Consider the following 2,184-nt stretch of genomic DNA (forward strand, 5'->3'; position numbering starts at 1 on the left):
AATAGAGTAGGGAAACCAGTCTCCTGGCTTCCCCCTCATCAAACCGTACGTGCCCTACTAAGGCATACGGCTTACCAAGTGTGATTTGACGTTATAAAGTGTACTGCGCTACTCGTTGGGCATACAGCATTTTGCGAACTCGGTCAGGAGTATAATAATCCTGGCCTTTTTCTTTTGCCCTCTGCATTTTGCGTTCTAATTTCGTTTTGGCCTTTTTGCTTATACGCTGGATGTATTGTTGCAATGTGTAGCCAAATTGCTTACTGTAGTAGAGCCACATAGAGGGAATTAATCCTATGCGAGCAAAGAACTTGTTATTCCATTTTGTTTTCATAACGTGCCCTTTTCTTTGCGTTGGATGGTCATGAATCATTGCTACCCTTAGACGCTGGCGGGTGTAGGCGTCTATGGCGTCTAATTCTTTTCCGAAGGAATTATGAAAACAGCGGCTCTTTTGCCCATATTTCTCATTTTCTTTAATTGCTTGATAGACAATAAGAAAGAAATTGATTTTGCCCCGTATTACTGGGTTTACCTGTTCCAGCCATTTCTCTTTGCTTAATGTCAGGGTTTTTCTTGTCTTGGCTTTTATCTTAGCCTTAAAATCTTTAAGGTTGCCATCAGTAGGTCTTACAATGAAATACGCTTGACCGTCCTTTCTACGCTCCCTCCAATGTTTAAAGCTAAAACCAACAAAATTAAAGTCATCCTTGTCAAAGTCTACGAATCGTGTCTTTTCTATGGAGACTTCTAGACCTAACTCAGCAAGGGTTGTTTTGGCTATTTCCGCTGCTTTCTCAATATCTTCCTTGCTTTTGGCAAACAGGAGAAAGTCATCTGCATACCTGACAAACCGTACACCATGCTCTTCCAGCCTCCAGTCCAGTTCGTTGAGATACAGATTTGCAAGCAAAGGACTGATGACGCCACCCTGAGGAGTGCCGGAATCTGTGGGCTGGAATTTGCCTTTTTCCATGTATCCGGCTTTAAGCCAAGCCCATATCATGTCTAGTACCGTTCCATCTGCGATATATTTAGTAAGCACTTTCATCAGCTTTTTGTGTGGGATATTATCAAAGAAGCCCTTGATGTCACAATCGTAAATATGATTGTATCCCATTTCGATGTTCCACAAAATTATCTGCATGACTCGTTTGATGCCCAGGTCAGGCCGGTAACCACATGACCACTTGTGGAATACGTGTTCTTCGCATTTGGGGCTGAGTACATTGACGATGGCTTGCTGTACTATTCTGTCTTCAATGTTGGGTATACCCAATGGGCGTAGTTTGCCATTCTTCTTGGGTATGTATTGACGGCGTACTGCTGTCGGTTTGTATGTCTTGGCTCTGAGCCTTTGTAATAAGTCCGCTATTTTATCTTCCTCATGTTTCTTGAAGCTTTTGATGGTTTCACCATCTATACCTCCGGCACCACTGTTTTCTTCAACTTTCCGCCATGCTGCCATTAGTTTCCGGTCAAATAGGATTTGTCCGTAAATACTATGCCACTTGAATTTGAGTTCCTTGTTCACGTCTTATTCCTCACCTTTCTCGTGTTCATCCGGTTCGTTTCTACCGCAGTAACGTCCCCGTTTTCATTACACGTGAGTCCAGTTGGAGCCACACAGGTCGACCCCCTTCCGTTCAGTTGCAGTTTGGTCTGCAGCTTACTTCCGTACTATGAGGCCGTCTGACTTCTCCACCCGTGGCAGCAACTTCAGCATAACCTTATATGCTACCACCCTTTGCAGGCTTGGATGGAGATCTCACAGGGTCGTCTCACCTTCCTTCTTGACATACCAAACACCATCACTTGACAAGCTACCTCCTACCCGGCTGGCTCATGTGAGTAGGCGTCTCCTTTTCCGGTGGGCTTCCTGTTTTCTTCGCACAGTCGCCAACTTGCCCAGCCGCTGTGTTTTACGCTTTTGCATTTCGGTCTGCCAAGCCGCTTGTGGGCCTCTCAGCTTCCACGTCTCCTTCAGACAATACCTCACGATACTGCCCTAGACTAAGCTTCCTGGTTTGCGCCAGCACTCCCAGGGGAGGACTTTCACCTCCGAGAACCCTCCTGCTTCCAGACTCCCGGCCCGTTTTTACTGCTGTATCGTAGCCGCTGTCTTTATAACATGAGTTTGCCCCGTACTATTAACGGGACAGGTGCGACTGCCTGTCGCACAAA

General features: G+C 45.8%; 1 protein-coding gene. It reads right to left on the minus strand.

The window, feature by feature from the left end:
* Positions 1 to 91: 91 nt before the first annotated feature.
* Positions 92 to 1,534, minus strand: a complete 1,443-nt coding sequence (gene ltrA, locus V6C11_RS13180) for a group II intron reverse transcriptase/maturase (RefSeq protein ID WP_333531655.1) — start codon at positions 1,532 to 1,534, stop codon at positions 92 to 94.
* Positions 1,535 to 2,184: the final 650 nt, after the last annotated feature.

Origin of the sequence: Desulfotomaculum sp. 1211_IL3151, assembly GCF_036763075.1 — a bacterium.
In the GTDB taxonomy this organism is placed as follows: domain Bacteria; phylum Bacillota; class Desulfotomaculia; order Desulfotomaculales; family Desulfotomaculaceae; genus Desulfotomaculum.